The 17,048-nt window shown below is 72.3% G+C and carries 19 protein-coding genes; 7 read left to right on the forward strand and 12 right to left on the reverse strand.

Annotated features, from left to right (window positions below):
* Positions 1 to 186: 186 nt before the first annotated feature.
* The 9 genes from AB0J74_RS31320 to AB0J74_RS31360 all read right to left on the reverse strand — a co-directional run bounded on the left by AB0J74_RS31320 (position 187) and on the right by AB0J74_RS31360 (position 10,027).
* On the reverse strand, positions 187 to 1,530 hold the full coding sequence (locus AB0J74_RS31320) for an FAD-dependent oxidoreductase (protein WP_363454347.1): 1,344 nt from the start codon (positions 1,528 to 1,530) through the stop codon (positions 187 to 189).
* A gap of 158 nt (positions 1,531 to 1,688) precedes the next feature.
* Positions 1,689 to 2,930 (reverse strand): MFS transporter, encoded by a 1,242-nt coding sequence (locus AB0J74_RS31325; protein ID WP_363454349.1) that lies wholly within the window; start codon positions 2,928 to 2,930, stop codon positions 1,689 to 1,691.
* Positions 2,927 to 4,096, reverse strand: a complete 1,170-nt coding sequence (locus AB0J74_RS31330; RefSeq protein WP_363454351.1) for a 4-hydroxybenzoate 3-monooxygenase — start codon at positions 4,094 to 4,096, stop codon at positions 2,927 to 2,929. Before AB0J74_RS31330 ends, AB0J74_RS31325 begins: the two co-directional genes overlap by 4 nt.
* 2 nt (positions 4,097 to 4,098) lie before the next feature.
* Positions 4,099 to 5,220 (reverse strand): 5-methyltetrahydropteroyltriglutamate--homocysteine S-methyltransferase, encoded by a 1,122-nt coding sequence (locus AB0J74_RS31335; protein ID WP_363454353.1) that lies wholly within the window; start codon positions 5,218 to 5,220, stop codon positions 4,099 to 4,101.
* Between the two features lie 14 nt (positions 5,221 to 5,234).
* Positions 5,235 to 6,692 (reverse strand): aldehyde dehydrogenase family protein, encoded by a 1,458-nt coding sequence (locus AB0J74_RS31340; RefSeq protein ID WP_363454355.1) that lies wholly within the window; start codon positions 6,690 to 6,692, stop codon positions 5,235 to 5,237.
* Complete coding sequence (locus tag AB0J74_RS31345; protein WP_363454357.1) at positions 6,689 to 7,477, reverse strand: ABC transporter ATP-binding protein; 789 nt, start codon at positions 7,475 to 7,477, stop codon at positions 6,689 to 6,691. Before AB0J74_RS31345 ends, AB0J74_RS31340 begins: the two co-directional genes overlap by 4 nt.
* Positions 7,477 to 8,250: an ABC transporter permease subunit gene (locus tag AB0J74_RS31350; RefSeq protein ID WP_363454359.1), complete on the reverse strand. Its 774-nt coding sequence runs from the start codon at positions 8,248 to 8,250 to the stop codon at positions 7,477 to 7,479. Before AB0J74_RS31350 ends, AB0J74_RS31345 begins: the two co-directional genes overlap by 1 nt.
* Positions 8,247 to 9,062: an ABC transporter permease gene (locus AB0J74_RS31355; protein ID WP_363454361.1), complete on the reverse strand. Its 816-nt coding sequence runs from the start codon at positions 9,060 to 9,062 to the stop codon at positions 8,247 to 8,249. Before AB0J74_RS31355 ends, AB0J74_RS31350 begins: the two co-directional genes overlap by 4 nt.
* Positions 9,062 to 10,027 (reverse strand): ABC transporter substrate-binding protein, encoded by a 966-nt coding sequence (locus AB0J74_RS31360; RefSeq protein ID WP_363454363.1) that lies wholly within the window; start codon positions 10,025 to 10,027, stop codon positions 9,062 to 9,064. Before AB0J74_RS31360 ends, AB0J74_RS31355 begins: the two co-directional genes overlap by 1 nt.
* 191 nt (positions 10,028 to 10,218) lie before the next feature.
* Here AB0J74_RS31360 and AB0J74_RS31365 point away from each other — a divergent pair, with 191 nt between their 5' ends.
* From AB0J74_RS31365 to AB0J74_RS31395, 7 genes are read left to right on the forward strand one after another with little or no spacing between them, the layout of a single operon-like run.
* Positions 10,219 to 11,022 (forward strand): CoA transferase subunit A, encoded by an 804-nt coding sequence (locus AB0J74_RS31365; protein ID WP_363454365.1) that lies wholly within the window; start codon positions 10,219 to 10,221, stop codon positions 11,020 to 11,022.
* Positions 11,019 to 11,792: a CoA-transferase gene (locus AB0J74_RS31370; protein ID WP_363454367.1), complete on the forward strand. Its 774-nt coding sequence runs from the start codon at positions 11,019 to 11,021 to the stop codon at positions 11,790 to 11,792. The genes AB0J74_RS31365 and AB0J74_RS31370 overlap by 4 nt, the downstream gene beginning before the upstream one ends.
* Positions 11,785 to 12,501: a protocatechuate 3,4-dioxygenase subunit beta gene (gene pcaH / locus AB0J74_RS31375; protein WP_363454369.1), complete on the forward strand. Its 717-nt coding sequence runs from the start codon at positions 11,785 to 11,787 to the stop codon at positions 12,499 to 12,501. Before AB0J74_RS31370 ends, pcaH begins: the two co-directional genes overlap by 8 nt.
* Positions 12,498 to 13,046 carry a protocatechuate 3,4-dioxygenase subunit alpha gene (gene pcaG / locus AB0J74_RS31380; protein ID WP_363454371.1) on the forward strand — a complete coding sequence of 183 codons (549 nt, stop codon included), beginning with the start codon at positions 12,498 to 12,500 and terminating at the stop codon, positions 13,044 to 13,046. The genes pcaH and pcaG overlap by 4 nt, the downstream gene beginning before the upstream one ends.
* Positions 13,021 to 14,214, forward strand: a complete 1,194-nt coding sequence (locus tag AB0J74_RS31385) for a lyase family protein (protein WP_363454373.1) — start codon at positions 13,021 to 13,023, stop codon at positions 14,212 to 14,214. Before pcaG ends, AB0J74_RS31385 begins: the two co-directional genes overlap by 26 nt.
* Entirely contained in the window at positions 14,207 to 14,584 is a 378-nt protein-coding gene (locus AB0J74_RS31390) for a carboxymuconolactone decarboxylase family protein (RefSeq protein ID WP_363454375.1), read from the forward strand. Before AB0J74_RS31385 ends, AB0J74_RS31390 begins: the two co-directional genes overlap by 8 nt.
* Entirely contained in the window at positions 14,581 to 15,375 is a 795-nt protein-coding gene (locus AB0J74_RS31395) for an IclR family transcriptional regulator C-terminal domain-containing protein (protein WP_363454377.1), read from the forward strand. Before AB0J74_RS31390 ends, AB0J74_RS31395 begins: the two co-directional genes overlap by 4 nt.
* On the opposite strand, the gene AB0J74_RS31400 is transcribed toward AB0J74_RS31395, so the two are convergent.
* From AB0J74_RS31400 to AB0J74_RS31410, 3 genes are read right to left on the reverse strand one after another with little or no spacing between them, the layout of a single operon-like run.
* A complete protein-coding gene (locus tag AB0J74_RS31400; protein ID WP_363454379.1) occupies positions 15,372 to 16,130 on the reverse strand; it encodes an SDR family oxidoreductase in 759 nt (252 codons plus the stop codon). The genes AB0J74_RS31395 and AB0J74_RS31400 overlap by 4 nt on opposite strands.
* The gene (locus AB0J74_RS31405) at positions 16,127 to 16,600 is read right to left on the reverse strand and encodes an SRPBCC domain-containing protein (RefSeq protein ID WP_363454381.1); all 474 of its coding nucleotides are present in this window, start codon (positions 16,598 to 16,600) and stop codon (positions 16,127 to 16,129) included. Before AB0J74_RS31405 ends, AB0J74_RS31400 begins: the two co-directional genes overlap by 4 nt.
* Complete coding sequence (locus AB0J74_RS31410; protein ID WP_363454383.1) at positions 16,597 to 16,926, reverse strand: metalloregulator ArsR/SmtB family transcription factor; 330 nt, start codon at positions 16,924 to 16,926, stop codon at positions 16,597 to 16,599. The genes AB0J74_RS31405 and AB0J74_RS31410 overlap by 4 nt, the downstream gene beginning before the upstream one ends.
* Between the last annotated feature and the right edge of the window lie 122 nt (positions 16,927 to 17,048).

Here is a 17,048-nt window from a genome sequence, read left to right on the forward strand (position 1 = left end):
TGAGGACCTCGGGGAGGCATTGCGGCGCGGTGGGATGCGCCGCGACCGGGCCACTGTCGTCGTGTGGGAGGGCGTGACGAAGTACCGGCCGGGCCCCACGACCGAACCACGTCACGAGCCCCACGACCGAACCACGTCACGAGCCCCACGACCGAACCACGTCACGGGCCCCACGACCGCACCACGTCACGCCGGCTTGGCGAAAACCGAGTCGGGGTCGTAGCGCCAGCGGATCTCGCCGAGCCGGGTGTTGGCCTCTTCGGACCACATCGTGGCCAACCGCTCGGCGGTGACCGGCAGGCCCATCAGGTTGGGGTTGCTCTCGGTCAGCGACCAGCGCGCGACCAGCTGACGCCAGTCGAACGCGGCGTCGGGCATCACCTTCTCGAACAGGTCGGGCCGCACACCGATCATGGTGGACGCGACGACGCCGGCCCGGCCGGCGACCGCCGAACCGCCCTCGACGTCGCGCGCCGCGGCACCGCCCAGGTGGCGCAACTCGGCCGCGACGAACGGCGGCTCCGCGGCCGGGCCGAAGGTCGACAGGAACGCGGTCGCGAACTCCTGGTCGATCGCACCCAGCAGCACGCCGTAGGCCTGGCTCGCGGCCGGCTCGGTCGGGTCGTTGTGGATGCGGGCGATCGCCCCCGCCGGCATCTCGCCCAGCGAGTCGAGGTAGACCGGGGCCGCTGCGCGCAACGGCGCCGCGAGATTGGCACCGCGGTCGGCCGGGCCCGGGTAGGCGAACCGCAGCGACAGCAGGGTGCGACCCCGCAGCGGCTCCGGGATCTGCTCGAACGGCGGCATCCGGATGATCGCCACGCTGGTCGAGACCTGGTCGTCGGCCGTCGCGATGTAGTCGACCCAGGCCCGCAGCGCCGGCTCGATGTCGGCGGCGTCGAACATCAGCGAGCCTCCGTAGAGGGTCGCCAGCTCGACCAGGCGGACGCGGACCTCGGTCACGATGCCCAACCCGAACTTGCCGCCGCGCAGCGCCCAGAACAGGTCGGTGTGGTCGGTGTGGTTGGCCTCGACGATCTCACCGGTGCCGGTGACGACCGTGAAGCCCTCCACGTAGTCGGAAGCGACGCCGTGGCTGCGCGCCAGCGGACCGAGCCCGCCGCCGACCAGCAGCCCGACGACACCGACGGTCGGCGCGGCGCCGGCGATCGGCGCCAGGCCGTGTTCGGCGGCCGCGGCGACCACGTTGCCCCACTGCTGGCCGGCGCCGAGCGTCGCGATGCGGGTCTGCGGGTCGATCGTCAGTCGGTCGAGCCGGTGGGTCGTGATCATCAGGCCCGAGGTGATCGAGACCTCGGCGCCGTGCCCGGTGCCCTGCACGCTGACGTGCAGGCCGTTGTCGCCGGCGTAGCGCACCGCTGCGGCGACGTCTTCGGCCGACGTGGCGCCGACGACGAGTTGCGGTGTATGTGTGGCCGCGGTGTTCCATGCGGCGACCTCGTCGGCGTAGCCCTCGTCGTAAGGGGCCAGCACTGGGCCCGTTACCTGAGCCGAGAGGGTGGAAGTCATGAAACTCCTCCGATGGCGGGATAGCTGTCCCGTCCGTTGTAGTCCTCGGGTGCGACATTCCCACCACCATTTTGGCCGCGGCGGCCGGGTGCGCCCGCCCGCTATGGCACAGGACACGCCTGCCCGACCCCGAAGGGCGATTTCCCGGCAACGCGACGTCACGCGTGGCGGCCGGCGGCGGCCCGATCGGCCTCGCGGTGCGGCGCCAGCGACGCGTTGCCGGCGGCGACCCCGACGACGAGGGTGACCAGCCCGAACCCGACCAGCGCCAGGAATGGCGCCCGGAAGCCGCCGGTCAGGTCGTGCAGGAAGCCGACCGCCACCGGGCCCACGGACGCGAGCAGATAGCCGACGAAGAACGCCATCCCGGACGCCTTCGGCGTGGCGGCCGGCGTCGGCGCGATCTGGCCGACCACGGTCAACGCCAGCGCGAAGTTGGCACCGACCCCGATACCCAGCAGCGCCGCCCACAGGGCCGGCGCGCTCAACGGCGTCACCGCGATCAGGCCGAGCGGGACGATCGCGAGCAGCAGGCCGGCGACGATCGCCGGCCGCGGGTCGCGGCGGGCCAGCGCCGGCGCGACCAGCGCGGCGGCCACCTGGGTGGCGCTGAACAAGGCCAGCAGCCCGCCGGCCCGCCCCGCCGCCCAGCCCAGGTCGGTGTAGCGCGCGGCCAGCCAGGCCAGCGGCGCGTAGTAGAGCAGCGACTGGCCGCCCATGTAGAGCGTCACCAGCCAGGCGCCCCGGTCGCGCCACGGCGTCCAGTCACGATCGACGGCAGCCGGCAGGGCCGCCTCGGACGACGGAGGGGCCGCCTCGGACGACGGACGGGCCGCCTCGGACGACGGGCGGACCAGCAGCCAGACGACCAGTGCCAGCACCGCCGGCACCGCCCAGATCGCCAGCGCCGCCCGCCACGAGCCGCCGAGCGCCGTGCGCAACGGTTCGGTGCCGCCCGCGCCGATCAGCGCGCCCGAGATCAGCGCCGTCGTGTAGAGCCCGGTGACCGGCCCCACCCGCGTCGGAAAGCGGGTTCGCACCAACGCCGGCATCAGCGCACCACCGACGGCGATCGCGACGCCGGCGAACACGGTCGCCGCGTAGAGCAGGCCGGCACCGGCCAGCGGCCGGACCGCGGTCGCCGCCGCGAGGAGGGCGAGGGCGAACGCCATCGTCGGTCCCGTGCCCCAGCGGCCGGCCGCCCAGGCCGCGGCCGGTGCGAACAGGCCCATGCAGACGACCGGTACCGACGTCAGCACCCCGGCCGCGGAGCCGGAGAGCCCGAGCGAGTCGCGGATCGCGTCGACGATCGGCGGGACCGAGGCGATGGCCGGGCGCAGGTTGAGGGCGGCCAGCAGCACCGCCGCGAGCCAGGCGGCGGCCGACCAGCGGCCCCTCACGGGAACGGGAAGCCCACGTAGTTCTCCGCCAGCGAGGTCGCCGCCGCCCGCGACGACGTCACGTAGCGCAGTTGGGAGAGTTGGAGCGCGAGGTCGAACGGGTCGTCGCCGGTCGGGTGCAACATCGACGTCATCCACCAGGAGAAGTGCTGCACCCGCCAGACCCGGCGCAGGCAGGTCTGCGAATAGGCGTCGAGGCCGGTCGTGTCACCACTGGCGAAGAACGGGGTGAGCGCGTCGGCGAGCACCTTGACGTCGGCCACCGCCAGGTTGAGCCCCTTGGCACCGGTCGGCGGCACGATGTGTGCCGCGTCGCCGGCCAGGAAGAGCCGGCCGTACTGCATCGGCGAGACCACGAAACTGCGCATCGCGGCGACCGAGCGCTCCAGGATCGGGCCGTCGGCCAGCGTCCACGACAGGTCGGAGCGGGCCAGCCGGGCCCGCAACTCGCCCCAGATACGCTCGTCCGGCCACTCGCCGAGGTCCTCGTCGGGCCGCACCTGAAGGTAGAGACGGGTCACCGTCGGCGAGCGCATGCTGTGCAGGGCGAAACCCCGGGCGCTGTGCGCGTAGATCAGTTCGTCGGATGACGGCGCCGCCTCGGCCAGGATGCCCAGCCAGGCATGCGGATAGTCGCGCTGGTGCACGGTGAGCATCCCGGCCGGGATCGCCGCTCGCGACACGCCGTGGAACCCGTCGCACCCCGCGATCACGTCGCAGTGCAACATCTGCGCGACACCGTCAGCATCCACGTAGGACACGACCGGGGCCGAGTCGAGCGCCGACAGCGACACCGACGAGACCGAGAAGTGCAGCGGGCCGTCCCAGGCCGCGATCAGGTCCTTGACCACCTCGTGCTGCCCGTAGATGGTGATCTCGCGCCCGGCCAGTTCGGTCAGCGGGATCCGGTGCGCCTCCCGCTCGAAGAGCAGCTCGATGCCGTGGTGCACCATCCGTTCCCGGTGCAGCCGGTCGGCCAGCCCGAGCGAGGTGAGCAGGTCGACCGTTCCGTGCTCGAGCACGCCGGCCCGGATCCGCGCCTCCACGTGGGATCGGGACTGACGCTCCAGCACGACGCAGTCGATGCCGCGCGCCCGGAGCAGGTGGGCCAGCACCAGGCCGGCCGGGCCGGCACCGATGATGACCACCTGCGTGCGCGTGACCACGGTCAGCCCCAGACCTCTTGCGCGGTCTCTACGATCAGAGCGAGCTTGGCCACCTCGTCGTCGTAGCTGAGCACGTTGCCCTCGACCGTCGAGGAGAAACCGCACTGCGGCGAGAGGCAGAGCTGCTCGAGCGGCACATAACGGCTGGCCTCGTCGATCCGCCGCTTGAGCGCGTCCTTCGACTCGAGCTCGCCACGCTTGGTGGTGACCAGACCCAGAACCACCATCTTGCCCGGCGGTACGAAGCGAAGCGGCGCGAAGCCGCCGGAGCGCTCGTCGTCGAACTCCAGGAAGAAGCCGTCGACCGCCAGCTCGGAGAACAGCGCCTCGGCGACGAAGTCGTAGCCGCCCTCGGCCGCCCACGACGACCGGAAGTTGCCCCGGCACATGTGCGTGGTCACCGACAGCCCGGCCGGCCGGCCCTCGATGGCCGCGTTGATCTGCTTGATGTAGCGGAGGTGCTGGTGCTCGGCGTCGTCGCCCCGCTCGGTGAGCTGCTTGCGCTGCTCGGGGTCGTTGACATACGCCAGGCTGGTGTCGTCGAGCTGCAGATAGCGGCAGCCCAGCTCGGCCACGGCGGCGACCTGGGCCGCGTACGCCGCCGACAGGTCGGCCCAGAACTGCTCTTCGTCGGGATAGACGGCCGGGTCGATCGACGCCTTGCCGCCCCGGTAGTGCACCATGCTCGGCGACGGGATCGTCAGCTTCGCGGTCACCCCCTCATCCACAGTGGAGTCGAGGAACACGAAGTCGTCGCCGAAGATGGTCTTCTCCAGCCGGACCGGTCCGTCGACCGCGAGCGCCGCCGAGGTGAAGTCGAGGTCGCCCTGCTTGTTGTGGAAGTGCACCCGGATCTTCTCGTCGGTGCTGTGAATCCCGCCGAGCTGGTAGATGAAGTCCATGTGCCACGACGTACGCCGGAACTCGCCGTCGGTGGCCGATCGGAGCCCGACGTCGCGCTGCATCCGCACGACGTCGCGGATCGCGTCGTCTTCCACCGCCCGCAACTCCTCGGCGGAGATCGTGCCGGCGGCCCGGTCGGCCCGCGCCCTGAGCAGGCGTTCCGGGCGCAGCAGGCTGCCGACGTGGTCGGCCCGGAACGGCGGCGTGTCACGCAACGTCATGTCGTGCACCTTTCCTAAAACGGGTAAGCCGGGATCTCGCCGCGCAGCGTGATCCAGCGCTGTTCGGTGAACGCGTCGAGGTTGCCGGCGCCGCCGAACCGGGCGCCGGTGCCTGAGTCGAGGACGCCGCCGAACGGCGCCACCGCCTCGTCGTTGACGGTCTGGTCGTTGATGTGCACGATCCCGCTCGGGATCCGCTCGGCGAGCGCCAGCCCGCGCATCGCGTCGCCGGTCAGGATGCTCAGCGACAGCGCGTAGGACGAGTCGGCGGCCAGTGCGGCGGCCTCGTCCAGGCTGCCGAACCGCACCACCGGCGCGACCGGGCCGAACACCTCTTCGGCGTACGCCGGCATGTCGGTGCGCACCTCGTCGAGCACCGTCGGCCGGTAGAAGAGCCCCTCGTGACTGCCGCCCGCCGCCAGCCGGGCTCCGGCGTCGACGGTCGCGGTGACCAGGGCGTGCACCTTGTCGCGCTGGCCCTCGTCGACCAGTGGCCCGAGCGCCACCTGACCGGTGAACGGGTCGCCGACCGGCAGGTGGTCGGCATGCTCGGCCAGCGCAGCGACGTAGTCGTCGGCGATCCGCTCGTGCACCAGGTGCCGCCCCGCGGTCATGCAGATCTGGCCCTGGTGCAGGAACGACCCCCAGGCACCGGCGGAGACGGCGCGCTCGAGGTCGGCGTCGTCGAGCACCACGATCGCCGAGTTGCCGCCGAGTTCGAGGTGCACCCGCTTGAGGTGGCGGGCGGCGAGTTCGGCGACCCGGCGCCCGGTCGCGCTGGACCCGGTGAACGAGATGACCCGGACGGCCGGGTCGGCGACCAGCGCGGAGCCGGCCTCGGCGCCGCCGGGCAGCACGTGCAGCAGCCCGGCCGGCAGACCGGCCTCGGCGAACACCCGGGCAATGGCGAACCCACCACTGACGGGGGTACGCAGGTCGGGCTTGAGCACGACCGCGTTGCCGAGCGCCAGGGCCGGCGCGACTGAGCGGATGGACAGGATCAGCGGCACGTTGAACGGCGAGATCACCCCAACCACCCCGACCGGGACCCGCTTGAGCAGGCTCAGCCGCGGCTGGTTGCTCTGCAGGATCTCGCCGGCCGGCCGGTGTGCCAGCCCGGCCGCCTCGTAGCACTCCTGGGTCGCGACGCCGACGGCGAAGTCGCCGAGCCCGGGCACCGCGCCGGTCTCCCGGACCACCCAGTCGCGCAACTCCGCCGCGTTGGCCTCGATCAGCGCGCCGGCCCGGCGAAGGACCGCGGCCCGCTCCTCGAACGTCTTGGCCGCCCATTCGCGCTGTGCGGCCGCAGCGGTCGCCGAAGCGGAAGCGACGTCGGCGGCGTCGGCCACCCCGGTGCGGCCGAGCGACGCCCCGGTCGCCTTCTCCAGGATGTCGGCGGTGCCGCCCGACGAGGCGCGCCACTGGCCGTCGAAAACCTTGCCGTCCCACTCCCGCGGGTCGAAGAACGTCATGCCGATGCTCCTTCGGAAGCTGGTGCCTGCACTTTCCGGATCCGGGCGTAGACCTGGCTGCGCAACTCGGTGAAGCGCGGGTCGGACCGGGTGGTCAGCTGGTCGCGGTCGGCGGGCAGGTCGACGGCCAGGTCTTCGGCGACCGTGGTCGGCGCCGCCGACAGCACGATCACCCGCTGGCCGAGGTAGACCGCCTCGTCGATGTCGTGCGTGACGAACAGCAGGGTGACGCCCAGCCGCTGCCACACCGACCGGACCAGGTCTTCGAGGTCGGCGCGGGTCTGCGCGTCGACGGCCGCGAACGGCTCGTCCATCAACAGCACCTTGGGTGCGAAGGCGACGGCCCGGGCGATCGCCACCCGTTGCTGCATGCCGCCGGAGAGCTGCCAGGGATAGGCGCCGTCGGCGTCGGACAGGCCGACCGCCGCGAGCGCGTCGCCGGCCAGCTTCCGGCGTTCGGCGCGGGCCATGCCTTGTGCCTTGAGCGGCAACTCGACGTTGTCGCGCACCCGCAGCCACGGGAACAGGCTGCGGCCGTATTCCTGGAAGACCACGGCCAGGCCCGGCGGCGGCGCGGTGACCGGTGCGTCCTGCACCCGCACCTCACCGGAGGTGGCCGGCAGCAGGCCGGCCAGCACGCGCAGCAGGGTGGTCTTGCCGCAGCCGGACGGGCCGACGACGCAGGCGAACTGTCCTTCGGGGACGGAGAACGTCAGGTCGCCGACCGCGGTCACCCGGCGGCCGTGCCCGTCGTACACCTTGTGCAGGTTCTTGACCTCCAGCATCAAAACTCCCGTTGTCCCGCGCGCTGGCCGTGGTACCAGCCGAGCAGCGACCGCTCGGCGAGTCTGAACAGCAGGGAGAGCACGATGCCGATCAGCCCGAGCAGGAGCACGCCGCTCCACATCTCGGGGATCTGGAAACCCCGCTGGAACTGCAGGACCGTGAAGCCCAGGCCCTCGTTGGCGGCCATCATCTCGCTGATCACCATCAGGATGATGGCCAGCGGGAGGGCCTGCCGGGCACCCGTCACGATCTGCGGGCTGGCCGCCCGGAGCACCAGGTGGCGCAGGCGGAGCAGCCCGGTGATGCGGTAGGTGCGGCAGGTGTCGCTGAGCACCTCGTCGCGGGCGCGGACGCCCTCGATGGTGTTGAGCAGCACCGGCCAGACGCAGCCGAACACGATCACCAGGATCTTGGTGCGGTCGCCGATGCCGGCGAGCAGGATCGCGGCCGGCACCAGCACCGGCGGCGGGAACGCGCGGAGGAACTCGAGCACCGGTTCCAGCAGGTCGCGCACCGTGCGGGACAGGCCGATCAACGCCCCCAGCGCGACGCCGAGCAGCACCGCGAGCAGATAGCCGGCGAGCAGGCGCCAGAGCGACGGTAGCACCTGCTCCTGGAACATCTCCCAGGTCCAGGTGCGGCCGAACGCGTCGATGATGGTCGACAGCGACGGCCAGTAGAAGTCAGTGCTGCCGGCCGAGCCGAACCACCAGGCCGCGATGAGCGCGACGGGCAGGCCGGCCGCCAGCAGGACGCGCCAGAGGATCCTCACGGCGCCACCTTCTCGACGCGGTTGGCCGGATGCCAGGAGAGCAGCGCGCGTTCGGCCCGGCGGATGACGAGGTTGATCAGCACGCCGAGCACGCCGGTCACCACGATCAGCGCGTAGACGAGGCGCACCTCGTTGCTCTGCTGCGCGGTGTCGATCTCCTTGCCCAGGCCGGGCGATCCGATCACCAACTCGCCGGTGATGGTCAGGATCAGCGCGACCGCGGCGGCCAGCCGCAGGCCGGTCATCACGTAGGGCAGCGCGCTCGGCCAGACCACGTGGCGCACCCGCGCCCACGGGCGCAGCCGGAACGACTGGGCGGTGTCGAGGGCGACCGGGTCGACGTCGGCGACGCCGTGCACGACCTGGATCAGCATCTGCCAGAACGCCGCGTAGACGACCAGGATGAGGGTCGACCGGACGGTCGGACCATAAAGGACGATCACCAACGGGATCAGCGCGACCGACGGGATCGGCCGGAGGAACTCGATGGTCGTGGTCGTCGCGGCCCGCAGGACGGGCAGCGAGCCGAGCAGGACGCCGATGACGGCGCCGGCGACCACCGCGATGGCGAGGCCGCCGGCCCAGGTGCCGAGCGTGTGCAGCAGCGCCGTCCAGAACGGGCCGTCGTCGAGTTGCTCGACCAGGGTCACCAGGATCTGGCTGGTCGGCGGCGCGAAGTCGATCGGCACCACGCCGATCCGCGGCGCCACCTCGAGCACCAACCCGAAGCCGATGAGGCCGAGCACGCCCAAGGTGACCGACCGGTATCGCCGGCCGGTCACCCGCGGGCGGCGCGCCGCGACGGAGACCATCAGGGAAGCAGCCCCGCCACGTCAGGCTTCTCCTTGAGCAGCCCGTCGGTGACCGCGGCGGTGGCCAGGGCGTCGATCGACTCGCGGTTGATGTCGGCCGGCCACTTGGGCAGCGTCATCTTGGCCCGGGTGGCCGGGTCGATCTTCGTGTAGGTGCCGATGATGTCGCGCACCTCGTCGCTGTGCGAGTCGGCGTAGGCCAGCGACTCCTGCATCGCCTCGGTGAAGCGCTTGACCAGGTCGGGGTTCTCACCGGCCAGCTTGGTCGAGGTGAAGTAGAGCGCGACGGTCAGGTTGGGCGCGGCGTCCACATAGCTCGACGCGATCTTCCGCATGCCGGCGGCGATCGCGGCCTGCTGGAACGGCTCGACGACGAAGATGGCGTCGACCCGGCCCGCCTGCAGCGCGCCGACCTGCTCGGGGAACGGCAACTCGGTGAACTTGACCTGGCTGGGGTCGCCGCCGTCCTTCTTCACCGACGCGCGCACGCTGGTGTCGACGATGTTCTTCAGCGTGTTGGCCGCGACCGTCTTGCCGACCAGGTCCCTGGGCGACTGAATCGGGCTGTCGGGCTTGACGAACAGCCCGGCGAAGTCGTCGGCGGCACCGGTCGAGTTGTTGCCGTTGCAGACCACCTTGAGCGGCGCGTTCTGCGACTTGGCCAGCAGCAGCGAGACGGCGTTGCTGAAGCCGAACTGGTATTGACCGGAGAGGACGGCCGGCACGATCGCGGCGCCACCCTGTGCGGTGGTCAGCGTGAGATCGATGTTGCGCTTGCTGAAGAAGCCCTTCTCCTTGCCGAGGTAGATGGGCGCGACATCGAGGATCGCGATGACGCCGGCGTTGACCGCGTCGGGCTTGCCGGAAGCCGCGGGCGCCGCGGAACCGTCGTCTGAGGAATCGCCACACGCGGCCGTGGCGACCAGTGCCACCGCGGTGAGCAGTGCAATCAAGGGGCGTCGCATCGGAACTCCATCCACGTCAGGGGTGAGCGGAGAAAGGCGGGGGGTGTTCGGATAGCGCACAGATGTACATCGGGAAACCTAGAAGAGCGCCACACCAGAAGTCAATGCTTGTCATTGTTGACGGGCGAAGCACGCGGTTCCTAGGCTGGCCGCTGAACGATTGTTCGCATAGCGCACAGACTTGGAGCCGCATGGCCGAACTCGTCAGCCTCGCCGAGGGTGTGGCGGAGCTGGTCCACGACGGCGACGCGGTCGCGTTGGAGGGGTTCACCCACCTCATCCCGGTGGCCGCCGGGCAGGAGATCATCCGCCAGGGCCGCCGCGACCTGACGCTGATCCGGATGACCCCCGACATCGTCTACGACCAGTTGATCGGCGCCGGTTGCGCGGCCCGGCTGGTCTTCTCGTGGGGCGGCAACCCCGGCGTCGGCTCACTGCACCGGTTCCGCGACGCCGTCGAGCGGGGCTGGCCCCGGCCGATCGAGATCGAGGAACACAGCCACGCCGGGATGGCCAACCGCTACGTCGCCGGCGCGTCCGGGCTGCCGTTCGCGGTGCTCCGTGGGTATGTCGGCACCGACATCGCCCGGCACACCGCGACGGTCTCCACGGTCACCTGCCCGTTCACCGGCGAGGTGCTCACCGCCGTCGCCGCGCTCAACCCCGACGTCGCCGTGATCCACGCCCAGCGCGCCGACCGGCGTGGCAACGTGCAGATGTGGGGCATCACCGGGGTGCAGAAGGAGGCGGTCCTGGCCGCGTCGCGATCGCTGGTCACGGTCGAGGAGATCGTCGACGAGCTCGACCCGCGCCCCGACGCGGTGGTGCTGCCCGCGTGGGTGGTGACGGCGGTGGCCGAGGTGCCGCGCGGCGCGCACCCGTCCTACGCGCAGGGCTACTACGACCGCGACAACGACTATTACCAGTCCTGGGACCCGATCAGCCGCGACCGGTCGACGTTCTCCCGCTGGCTCGACGAGGTGACAGCCGGATGAGCGGGTGGACCGCCGACGAGATCATGACCGTCACCGCGTCGCGCACGCTGGCCGGCCGCACCTCGTGCTTCGTCGGCATCGGCCTGCCCAGCACCGCCGCCAACCTCGCGCGCCGCACGTGCTCCCCCGACCTCGCGCTGATCTACGAATCCGGTGCGATCGGTGCCAAGCCGGGCGCGCTGCCCCTGTCCATCGGCGACGGCGAGCTGGCCGAGACGGCCGACGCGGTGGTCAGCGTCCCGGAGATCTTCAACTACTGGTTGCAGCCGGGGCGCGTCGACGTCGGCTTCCTGGGCGCCGCGCAGGTCGACCGCCGGGGCAACATCAACACCACGGTGATCGGCGAGTACGCGCACCCGTCGGTGCGGCTGCCCGGCGCCGGCGGCGCGCCCGAGATCGCCGCGTCCTGCAAGGAGACCATCGTGGTCGTCCGGCACCGGCCGCGCACGCTGGTCGAGCGCCTCGAGTTCGTCACCTCGCTGGGCTTCGGCGACGGCCCCGGCCACCGTGCGGCGCTCGGCCTGCGCGGCCGCGGCCCGGTGCGGCTGATCACCGACCTCGGCGTGCTCGAGCCCGACCCGCGCACCTGCGAGCTGACCCTCACCCATATCCATCCTGGGGTGGCCGTCGACCAGGTGCGCGCAGCGACCGGCTGGCCGCTCGCTGTCCGCTCGGACCTGGCGGTCACCGAGCCACCCACGGCCGGCGAACTGGCGGCACTGCGATCACTGACGACCCGGTCGTCGACGAGAGGAGGCGGCATTGGCTGAGTGGATCACTCCCGTGCCCTACCGGAGTCATGCCGAACACGAGCAACCCCCGCTGGCGGTGCCGGCTTACGGGTCGACCAGGCTGCGCAGCCCGCGCCAGCCGCTGGTGCTTCTACCACAGGGGCTGACCGAAATCACCGGCCCGTTGCTCGGCGCGGGCCGGGTCGGCGCCCTCGACCACGACCTGACCCGGCAGCACGAGGGCGAGCCGCAGGGCGAGCGGATCGAGGTGTTCGGCCGGGTGCTCGACGGCGACGGCCGGCCGGTGCGCGACACGCTCGTCGAGGTGTGGCAGACCAACGCCGCCGGGCGCTACCGGCACGCCGGTGACCGGCACCCGGCGCCGCTCGACCCCAACTTCACCGGCGCGGGCCGGGCGATGACCGACGGCCAGGGCCGCTACCGGTTCGTCACCGTCAAGCCCGGCGCCTACCCGTGGCGCAACCACCACAACGCCTGGCGGCCCGCGCACATCCACTTCTCGCTGTTCGGCCGGGCGTTCACCCAGCGCCTGGTCACCCAGATGTACTTCCCCAACGACCCGCTCTTCGACCAGGACCCGATCTTCAACTCGGTCCGCGACCCGGCCGCCCGGCAGCGCCTGGTGGCCGCGTTCGACCTCGACGCCACCACGCCGGAATGGTCGCTGGCCTACCGCTTCGACATCGTGCTCCGCGGCCGCGACGCCACTCCGATGGAGGACGCATGACGACGCCTTCGCAGACGGTCGGCCCGTTCTTCGCGCTCGGGCTGCCGTGGAACGACGGACCCTACGCGGTGCCCGAAGACGCGCCGGGGGCGTTCTGGTTGCGCGGCGTGGTGCTCGACGGCGCCGGCGAACCGGTGCCCGACGCCCTGGTCGAGACCTGGCAGGCCGACCCGGCCGGGCGCTTCGACCATCCCGACGACCCGCGCGGCGCGGTCGCGTCGCCGGGCTTCCGCGGCTTCGCCCGCTGCCCGACCGACGCCGAGGGGCGCTGGGCGATCCGCACCGTCCGGCCCGGCCGGGTGCCGGGCCCGGACGGCACGCTGCAGGCACCGCACATCGACGTCTCGGTGCTCGCCCGCGGCCTGCTCGACCGCCTGGTCACCCGGATCTACTTCCCCGACGAGGCGGCCAACGCCGGCGACCCGGTGTTGTCGTTGGTCGACCCGATCCGGCGGCCGACGCTGGTCGCGAAGGAGTCCGACGACGGCCTGGTCTTCGACATCACCCTGCAGGGCGAGCATGAGACCGTATTCTTCGCCTTCTGAGCCCGGCCCGGCCGCCGGGCTGTTCGACGGAATCCTGGCCCGCGGCGCGGTGCCCGAGGCCGTCGCCGACGACGCGTGGGTACGCGCGATGCTCGACGTGGAGTCGGCGCTGGCGGCCGCCAACGCCGCCGCGGGCGTGATACCGGCCGCGGCCGGCGAGGCGATCGTCTCTGCCTGCGTCGACCTGGCGCCCGACCCCGCCGACCTGGGCCGGGCCGCCGCCGCCCACGCCACCCCGGTGGTGCCCCTGGTCGCGGCGATCCGGGCGGCGTTGCCGGCGCCGGTCGCCGAGTTCGTGCATGCCGGCGCGACCAGCCAGGACGTGCTCGACACGGCGGCCATGCTGATCACCGGCCGGGCGCTGACCGCGCTACTGTCCGATGTGGATGGCGCTGCCGAAGCCGCCGCCGGGCTGGCCGCCGCGCACCGCGACACCCCGATGGTAGGCCGGACGCTGCTGCAGCAGGCCGTCCCGACCACGTTCGGGCTGACCGCCGCCGGCTGGCTGGCCGGGCTCGACGCGGCCGCCGAGGGCCTGCGCGGTTGGCAGCCGGCGACCCAACTGGGCGGCGCCGCCGGGACGCTGGCCGGGCTGGGCGCGGCCGGGCCGGCCGTGTTCGCCGACTTCGCCCGCCGGCTCGGGCTCGGGGCACCGGAGCTGCCCTGGCACACCGAACGCAGCCGGATCGGCCGGCTGGCCGGTGCGCTGGGCGTCACGGCCGGCGCGCTGGGCAAGCCCGCCCGCGACCTCACCCTGCTCGCGCAGAACGAGGTCGGCGAGGTTTCCGAGGCCGCGCCGGGCGGGTCGAGCACGATGGCACACAAGCACAACCCGGTGGCCGCGGTCAGCACGCTGGCCGCCACCGCGCAGGCGCCCGGGCTGGTCGCGACGCTGCTGGCCAGCGCCGTGCAGGAACACCAGCGGGCCGCCGGCGCCTGGCAGGCCGAGTGGCGCCCGCTGCGCGAGTTGCTGGTCGCGGTCGGCTCGGCCGCGGCCTGGCTGCGGGCCGGCCTGACCGGGCTGGTCGTGCACGCCGATGTGATGCGTGCCAATCTCGACCGGGCCGGTTGGCACACCGAACGCGGTGCCACCGACCCTATGGGCAGCGCCGGCCATTTCGTCGACCTCGCGCTGACCCGCTACGCCTCTCGGAGGACCGATGGCTGACGACGGTGCCGCGGTGCGCCGTGAGGTGCTCGGCGACGCGCACGTCGACCGGGCGGCCGCCGCCGCGACCGCGTTCAGCGCGCCGTGGCAGGAGCACGTGACCGCGCACGCCTGGGGCGCGGTGTGGACCCGGCCGGGGCTCGACCGGCGCACCCGCTGCCTGGTCACCATCGCGCTGCTGGCCAGCCAGCACGCGACCGCCGAGTTGGCGATGCACGTGCGGGCCGCGTTGGGCCAGGGAGTGACACCGACGGAGATCCGCGAGGTGCTGCTGCATACTGCGGTCTACGCCGGCGCCCCGGCGGCCAACACGGCGTTCGCGACCGCCCAGCGGGTGCTCGACGAGCTCGGCATCGAGGAGGCGACGTGACGACGGTGCGCTCGGCAGACTTCGTCCAGTCCCTCGAACGCGGCCTGGCGGTGATCCGCGCCTTCGACCGGTCCCACCCGGAGCTCACGCTCAGCGAGGTCGCGGCGGCCACCGGGGTCACCCGGGCCGCCGCGCGCAGGTTCCTGCTCACGCTGATGGAGCTGGGCTACGTGCGGACCGACGGCCGGTTCTTCTCGCTCAGCCCGCGGGTGCTGGAGCTGGGCTACGCCTACCTGTCCAGCCTGTCGCTGCCCGAGGTCGCCGAGGTGCACCTGGAGGCGCTGGTCGCCGAGGTCAACGAGTCGTCGTCGGTGTCGGTCCTCGACGGCCCCGACGTGGTCTACGTCGCCCGGGTGCCGACGTCGCGGATCATGACAGTGACGATCAATGTCGGGACCCGCTTCCCGGCGTACGCCACCTCGATGGGTCGGGTCCTGCTCGCCGGCCTGTCCGACGAGGACCTCGCGGCCTACCTCGACGGCGTGACCATCGACCGGCTGACCACGCGCACGATCGGCGGCGTCAGCGCGTTGCGGACCGAGTTGCAGCGGGTACGCGCACAGGGCTGGGCCCTCGTCGACCAGGAGTTGGAGCAGGGCCTGCGCGCGGTGGCCGCACCGATCCGCGACCGCGCCGGCCGCACGGTGGCCGCGGTCAACGTCTCCACCGCGGCCAGCCGCACGACCCTGGAAGCGATCCGCCGCGACCTCGTGCCCCCGCTGCTCGCCGCCGCCGCCCGCATCTCCGCCGACCTCCCCGCGGCGCCGCGGGCAGAGCGCCGGATCAGCTAGTCGACCGTCGCGCCGACGCTCAGGTTGAGCTTGGTGCCGGTCAGCGTGCGGGCCCAGTCGGAGGCCGCGAACACAGCCGCGTTGGCCACGTCGTCGAGCGTCGCCGCGCGGCCCAGCATGGTCGCCTTCTCGGTCATCTCGGCCACCGCCCGCTGGGTCTTCGGGTCTTCGTCGGTCATCGACTCGGGCACGCCGCCGGTCTGCAGCGTGAGCACCCGGATGCCGTGCTGCCCCAGCTCGCGGGCCAGCGTGCGGCGTAGCGCCTCGATCGCGCCGAACGCGACCTGCAGTCCGCCGAGGTTGGCCTGCGGGTCGCCGTAGCCGCCGAAGGTCAGCACCACGCCGCTGCCCTGCCGGATCATCTGCGGCGCGGCCGCCTTGGTGGTCAGCCACATCGCGCGCAGCCGGCTGGTCACGTCGCGTTCGAGGTCGGCGTAGTCCATCTCGACCACCGGAGTGCCGAAGGCGGACGGATGCGCGATCACGTTGAACGAGACGTCGAGGCTGCCGAACCCGTCGGCGACGGCCCGCGCGTGCGCGTCGACGGCGGCCTCGTCGAAGGCGTCGAAGGCGGCGGTCTCGGCCCGGCCGCCGGCCGAGCGGATGTCGTCGGCCACCGCCCGCAGCGCCGGCTCGGTGCGACCGACCAGGTGCACGGTCGCGCCCTCGCGGCCGAACGCGCGCGCCACCGCGGCACCGATCGAGCCCGCACCGCCGTAGATCACGGCGTTCCTGCCCTGCAACAACATGGTCATTGCCTCCCTGTCACCAGCGCGTCCAGCCGGTCGAGCGAGGCCCGCAGCCCCACCTCCATGCCGCCACGCACGTAGTAGTCACGGTCTTCGACGGATTGGAAAACGGTGTTCTGGCGGAGCACGGTGCGTTCGCCCCGCTCCTCGAAGCTGATCGCGTTCAGGTAGACCCGGCCCGGCTGGCGGTCGAACTCGTAGGTCTGCACGATCCCCTGGGTGCTCGGCGTGCCGTGGTAGAGCCCGAAGAAGGAGAAGCGTTCGCCCTTGGCGTCGGTCTGGGTGTAGCGCCACCGCCCGCCGTCGCGCGGTTCGAGCACGTCGACCGTCAGCTGCAGGCCCTCCGGCCCGAGCCAGCGGGCCAGCAGGTCAGGGTCGGTGTGCGCGCGCAGCAGCTTGCTGGCCGGCGCGGCGAACTCGCGGGTCACCAGCACCTGCGGCACGCCCGGCTCGGCGACGATCTCGATCGCGGTCACGCCTCGTCCTCCATCGTGGCCAGCAACGCGTCGAGCTGGTCGTAGCTGGTCTCCCAGTAGTGGCGGTACGCGGCGAGCCAGCTCGTGGCGGCGCGCAGCGGTGCGGCCTCCAGGTGGCTGAGCCGCCGGGTCGAGATCCGGCTCCGGGAGATCAGCCCGGCCTCCTCGAGCACCTTGAGATGGCGGGAGATCGCCGGTTGCGACATCGCGAACGGCGCGCAGAGTTCACCCACCGTCGCGTCGCCCCGGGTCAGCCGCATCAGGATCGAGCGCCGGGTGGGGTCGGCGAGCGCGCCGAAGACGGCGCTGAGCTGGTCGGAGGCCATCTATAACCAACCTGTTCTATAGCGATATGGTTAAGCATGCCGCGCCCCCGGACGGCTGTCAAGAAGAGGTGGTGGCGCCGTGTCGAACCGGCCGGGGTCTGGACGACGCGTCAGTGAACGGA

The organism is Asanoa sp. NPDC049573 (genome assembly GCF_040676615.1).
GTDB lineage: Bacteria > Actinomycetota > Actinomycetes > Mycobacteriales > Micromonosporaceae > Asanoa.

Coding starts and splice junctions, on each gene's coding strand:
- pcaG (WP_363454371.1), top strand. CDS start 12,498: ATGACGACGCCTTCGCAGACGGTCGGCCCGTTCTTCGCGCTCGGGCTG.
- AB0J74_RS31320 (WP_363454347.1), bottom strand. CDS start 1,530: ATGACTTCCACCCTCTCGGCTCAGGTAACGGGCCCAGTGCTGGCCCCT.
- AB0J74_RS31370 (WP_363454367.1), top strand. CDS start 11,019: ATGAGCGGGTGGACCGCCGACGAGATCATGACCGTCACCGCGTCGCGC.
- AB0J74_RS31345 (WP_363454357.1), bottom strand. CDS start 7,477: ATGCTGGAGGTCAAGAACCTGCACAAGGTGTACGACGGGCACGGCCGC.
- AB0J74_RS31335 (WP_363454353.1), bottom strand. CDS start 5,220: ATGACGTTGCGTGACACGCCGCCGTTCCGGGCCGACCACGTCGGCAGC.
- AB0J74_RS31385 (WP_363454373.1), top strand. CDS start 13,021: ATGAGACCGTATTCTTCGCCTTCTGAGCCCGGCCCGGCCGCCGGGCTG.
- AB0J74_RS31340 (WP_363454355.1), bottom strand. CDS start 6,692: ATGACGTTCTTCGACCCGCGGGAGTGGGACGGCAAGGTTTTCGACGGC.
- AB0J74_RS31355 (WP_363454361.1), bottom strand. CDS start 9,062: ATGGTCTCCGTCGCGGCGCGCCGCCCGCGGGTGACCGGCCGGCGATAC.
- AB0J74_RS31390 (WP_363454375.1), top strand. CDS start 14,207: ATGGCTGACGACGGTGCCGCGGTGCGCCGTGAGGTGCTCGGCGACGCG.
- AB0J74_RS31360 (WP_363454363.1), bottom strand. CDS start 10,027: ATGCGACGCCCCTTGATTGCACTGCTCACCGCGGTGGCACTGGTCGCC.
- AB0J74_RS31410 (WP_363454383.1), bottom strand. CDS start 16,926: ATGGCCTCCGACCAGCTCAGCGCCGTCTTCGGCGCGCTCGCCGACCCC.
- AB0J74_RS31365 (WP_363454365.1), top strand. CDS start 10,219: ATGGCCGAACTCGTCAGCCTCGCCGAGGGTGTGGCGGAGCTGGTCCAC.
- AB0J74_RS31400 (WP_363454379.1), bottom strand. CDS start 16,130: ATGACCATGTTGTTGCAGGGCAGGAACGCCGTGATCTACGGCGGTGCG.